The sequence below is a fragment of the Microcoleus sp. S13_C3 genome (assembly GCF_036700905.1).
GTDB lineage: Bacteria > Cyanobacteriota > Cyanobacteriia > Cyanobacteriales > Microcoleaceae > Microcoleus.
The window spans coordinates 1-4,891 of sequence record NZ_JAUBPT010000284.1; the positions used below are offsets into that span (position 1 = coordinate 1).

At 46.9% G+C, this 4,891-nt stretch carries 3 protein-coding genes; 1 reads left to right on the forward strand and 2 read right to left on the reverse strand.

All coding sequences use genetic code 11. The features are described from left to right. Nucleotides 1-72: 72 nt before the first annotated feature. Nucleotides 73-1,689 (reverse strand): HAMP domain-containing sensor histidine kinase, encoded by a 1,617-nt coding sequence (locus QUA16_RS35700; RefSeq protein ID WP_333109481.1) that lies wholly within the window; start codon nt 1,687-1,689, stop codon nt 73-75. A gap of 405 nt (nt 1,690-2,094) precedes the next feature. On the opposite strand from QUA16_RS35700, the gene QUA16_RS35705 reads away from it, so the two are divergent. Continuing rightward, nucleotides 2,095-3,501: a TldD/PmbA family protein gene (locus QUA16_RS35705; RefSeq protein WP_333109479.1), complete on the forward strand. Its 1,407-nt coding sequence runs from the start codon at nt 2,095-2,097 to the stop codon at nt 3,499-3,501. Nucleotides 3,502-3,812: 311 nt separating this feature from the next. Here the strand turns inward: QUA16_RS35705 and patX are convergent, their stop codons facing one another. Next, the gene (patX, locus tag QUA16_RS35710; RefSeq protein ID WP_333109477.1) at nt 3,813-4,016 is read right to left on the reverse strand and encodes a heterocyst-inhibiting protein PatX; all 204 of its coding nucleotides are present in this window, start codon (nt 4,014-4,016) and stop codon (nt 3,813-3,815) included. Nucleotides 4,017-4,891: the final 875 nt, after the last annotated feature.

Sequence of the window (4,891 nt, forward strand, 5' to 3'; positions counted from 1 at the left end):
GACTAATGACTAATGACTAATGACTAATGACTAATGACTAATGACTAATGACTAATGACTAATGACTAATGACTATTGCAGCGGCAAAAATACCGTCATCACCTCGCCCTTTTGGGGCCGCTGGCGAATTACCAACTTCCCGCCAGCAGCCCGAAATAAATTCTTAGTCACGCTCAAATTTAAACTCAAACTTCCCGTCTCCGGCTGCACCATCAACAAAGGCCCGATCGATCGCAAAGGAGCATTCGCCGCTTCTGCAAAAGTCGATGCGACATTACCTTCAGGAAGGTGTTCCGATTCCAACTGCAACTTTAACTGATCGCCCGCTAATGTCACCTCCACCTGAATGCGACTCCCCGAAGGCAAAGTTCGAGTAAAATTCTCAATCAAATTAGTTAAAACCTGATCCAGCATCGTCGGATCGCTGACTACCGCAGGCAACTTTTTCGGCACAATAACTTCCAAAGTGTGGTTTCGCACAGCCGCCTGTTTTTGCCAGCGGGGAATGCTATTTTGTAGCACTTCACCGAGGGACATTGCTGTTAGCTGCACGCCAGAATTTTTAGCTTGCGACATTTCCAATTCCACGGCGCGGAAAATTAAACCGAAGCGATCGATCTGAGCGGTACACTCAGCATCAATCGTTTCCAAACGCTTGACCACCACCGGATCGAGTTTGGGACGTTTCAGCAGCAGCCGAGTCAGCGTGCGAATAGTAGCCAAAGGAGTGCGGACTTCGTGGGCGATCGCCTGTAGCAATTCCACCTCTTTAGTAGCCAGAGGAATTGGAGATTTGCAGTTGATATCTGTAGCCGATAACTTGTGATGTCTATGGTTCAAACCATCATCAATTCTTTCATCCTTTATCCTGCCTGCTTCATCTTTCCCAACCGGCAAATTATGCAACAGCAAGCGGCTGAACTGCATGACTGTTTGATAATTTGGCTCCACAGGCAAAAACTGCTGGAACAGCGCGTCTAATTTAGTAGAATTATTAGTTAATTTGCTAACTGGTAAATTGAAGCTACCGTCAGAATTGCCAAGCAAACATTCGCTTTCAGTCACCCTGCGCCGCAAAACCTCCCAAGCTTTGGCGACTACTTGCGGATCGAAAGAAAATAGAAAAGCCGGAATTCCCGCAGAATTTTCACCCAAAACCATCACCAGGCTAAAACTAGCAGTTAAAACCAAACAAAACTGCTCGTTGGCTAAGGGATCACCACTTGCCAAAGCCAAAGCCGGGGCCGCCGCAGGCACTGATATTTGCACATCAGCCGCCGGCATTAAAGCTAAAGTTTGTCTAGCCCGAAAAGACCACAAAGCTGCATCGTTGTCGGGAATACTGGTAAAAATCCAATTGGCAAAGCCGTTGGCCAAAGCGGGGTGAGTCAAAACCGAAGACGGGCCCGACAACACCAATCCCTGACAGGAATTGAGGATTGTCGATCGACCATTTGCTCGATCGGCATCTGTTTTTTGTCCTGCTTTTTGCCGATCGAGCATTTGATTCAAAGCTGCGATCGCCCCATACCATTCCTGTTCAGCTTTCAGCCGAGAAGCCCCACGGCTTGCAGGACACCGATGGCGGTTGTTTTCTCCCGCCAACTTAGCATCAAAGAGACGGAGGTCATTTTCTTGGCCTTCGGAGGCTAAAATTTCGCTTATTGTCGGTAAAAAGTAAGTATTCATAGTAGTTATAAACCCACCTTCACAGGCATGAAGGGTGAAGTATTTATGTATAGGAAAGTTCAGGAGTTAGGAGTCAGTCGATTTTAGATTTGAGATTTGAGATTTTAGATTTACCCCACAGATAAATCTGGGAGATTGAACTAGGGTCTAAAATTTTTATCTTTCCACGACAGGAGTACGTGGCACGGTATCCGTTTTTGGGCTGGGTCAAGCACCAGCACGATCGAAAAATCCCGCATAATTTCTTGCGCCTTCCTCCTAACTCACAGGATATCCACATTTTTCAACTAACGATATTGGCAGAACCGTACCAATAAGTCGCAATCTCCGCGCTTGGGGCGATATTTTGGACGATCGCCCTGACAACAGTGCAAAATGAAGTAAGTTAAACACCGTGCTTTCCTTATGCCCACCTCGATCGCCGACTCGAAAAATCTGCTGTCAGACTTAATGGCACGCTACCGCCACCAAGTCGATTATCTGGCAATTCGACTGGAAGAAGCCGAAGGCACCGACATCCTGCTGCGGGGCGAAAAAATTGAAACCCTCAGCGAAGGAGTCTCAATTGGCGGCCAAGTCAGAGCTTGTCACAAAGGCGGTTGGGGCTTTGCCAGTTTTAACCGACTTTCCACCCTCGCCGAAAGAATCGAAGAAGCCATCGCCGCGGCCAAACTGATCGGCGAAGAAGAAACGATCCTGGCGCCAGTTACGCCAGTACAAGACATTTGCTTGCTGCCGCTGACTGGAACAGACCCCCGTCTGGTTCCCCTAATTGACAAAAAGCAATTGTGCGATCGCTACGCGGCCATTCTCCGCAGCATTGACCCCCGCATCGCCACCATCTCCGTGCGCTACGGCGACACCACCCAGCGCATCATCCTCGCCACCTCCGAAGGCACCATGCTCGAACAAGGTTGGGCAGACATGGAAATGCGCTTTGCCGCCACAGCCCGCAGCGGGGAAACCGTACAAACTGGCCGAGAAACCACTGGTTCCCGCAAAGCTTACGAAGACTTAACCGATCTCGATCTTCAAGTTCGCAGCGCCGCCCAGCGCGCTGTAGATTCCCTCGCCTTACCCCCCGTCCAAGGCAACACCTACACCGTCGTCATCGACCCGATTTTGACCGGATTATTCGTCCATGAAGCCTTCGGACACCTTTCCGAAGCCGACATGGCCTACGAAAATCCCGACATTTTGGAAATTATGACCCTTGGGCGCCAGTTCGGCCCCAAAAACTTGCAAATTTTCGACGGTGCATCGCCAGAGGGACATCGGGGCAGCTATTTCTACGACGACGAAGGTACTCCCGCGACTACGACTCAGTTAATTAAAGACGGGGCTTTAGTCGGGCGGCTGCACTCGCGGGAAACGGCGGGCAAATTGGGAGAAACGCCTACTGGCAATGCTCGCTGTTTGAATTATCATTATCCGCCGATCGTCCGCATGACGAATACTTGGATCGAACGAGGTGACACGCCAGTTGCTGACTTATTTTCTGGAATCAAAGAAGGGGTTTATGCGCGCAATTGGCAAGGCGGCACGACTAACGGCGAAATGTTTACTTTCAGTGCCGCCGAAGCTTGGATGATCCGCGACGGAAAACTCGACAATCCGGTGCGGGATGTTACTCTTGCGGGTAATGTTTTCAGCACTTTAGCTGATATTGAGGCGATCGGCGACGATTTCTACTGGGATGAATCCGGCGGCTGCGGCAAGGCAGGACAAAGCGGTTTGCCCGTCGGCTGTGGCGGCCCGAGTTTGCGGATTCGCGATGTCGTTGTTGGTGGCGAAGCTGCGGAAGAAGATTAAAGCTGCAAAAATTTAAAAAATAAAGGTAAAGCGTAAGATTCCTACTCGCGCTTTACCTTTATTTATTTTTTGAGTGCAACATTTCGCGCCAGTTTGTGGTATCTGATATTTTGACGATATTGGGCAAAAAAACCGGAATAGCGAACAATTATGTCTTCAGTCGTCAAATACTGCTAAAAAATCGGTTTTTTGGTACGCAGTACCTAAGTCCCGAATTAATAAATCTAAATCTTCAATTTTTCTCTTCTTTTCCCAATTTTATATTCTCCCATTCTCCCCCTAATTTCCTGCAATTATCGCTTTTTTCGGCTTTATCTCCCCTCGCCTCGTCCTGGTGGCGTATTCTCTGGATCTTTATCGTAAAAGGTCTGAGTGTCGGGTACGGCGGTTAAAAATTCTGAAGCAGAGTTGTCTTGAGCAAAAAAGGTCGATCGAGTTTCTAAGCTTTGAGCATTAACTGCGCCAGCACTCAGTAACAGGCTTGACATCAGGATGGAAGAGTAAACGCGCATCATAAATTTTGGTGTTTGTATTTTCCTCTTCTTGATACGCAGTCTGTACTCTGCTATCAGGATAAAAAAAATAATTGTGACGAAATCATCCATTAGTAAGTGACGGCACCTACAATTTTTTTGATTTTTGGTTAAAAGCGGGTGAAATCCATCATCTAGCTCGCTTGTTCGCTGGTAATTTCTAATTCTCTGCTACTTGCAGGCAACCAGCAGAATTCAACACCATGTTCAAAAAAAGAATGCTACTCTTCTATGCCCGTGTTCCCAACCCTGGTAGTTATAAATCATTCCCAAATCTAAAATCTCAAATCGAAAAGGGTATCGCCCCTGGAATCCTTTTGAAACAGTCTTCCAAGAAAGAAACAAAAACCGCAAATTGTAAAGTTTTACTACTTTTATGATTAACTGGATAATTTTTTGAGGTGAAGCGGCAACCCGGGGATTAAAGACACAACAGAAGAGTACCCAGGCGCGCCATCAGCACGTTATACTAATTCTCAAAACTCATGCAACAGTAGCTGTAGGGTGCGTCGCCACCCTTAACTCCTAAAAAAGAGCGACAATCTCCAAGCGACGCACCTTACCTGAAGCGTGAGCGTAAACAAACCAAAAACTCATAATTGTTGCAAGAGTTGGGAGAATTGGTATTACATATAAATATCTTGGTGAATGAGATTCCTTAAAGGAGGCAATGCCTAATTTTTTACATTAACTTCATAAATGGTTGCTATTGTATTTTCAAATAAATTGTGAAGTTTTTATTTTTTCGGATATTTTCGGATATTTCCTGATCTTGCTTTGTGACCAAAGAAATGGGTACAAGCCCCGTCCTTCTAGGACGGCTTTTCTTCTTTGAGTTTATCGCTCCAGTCTTCAAT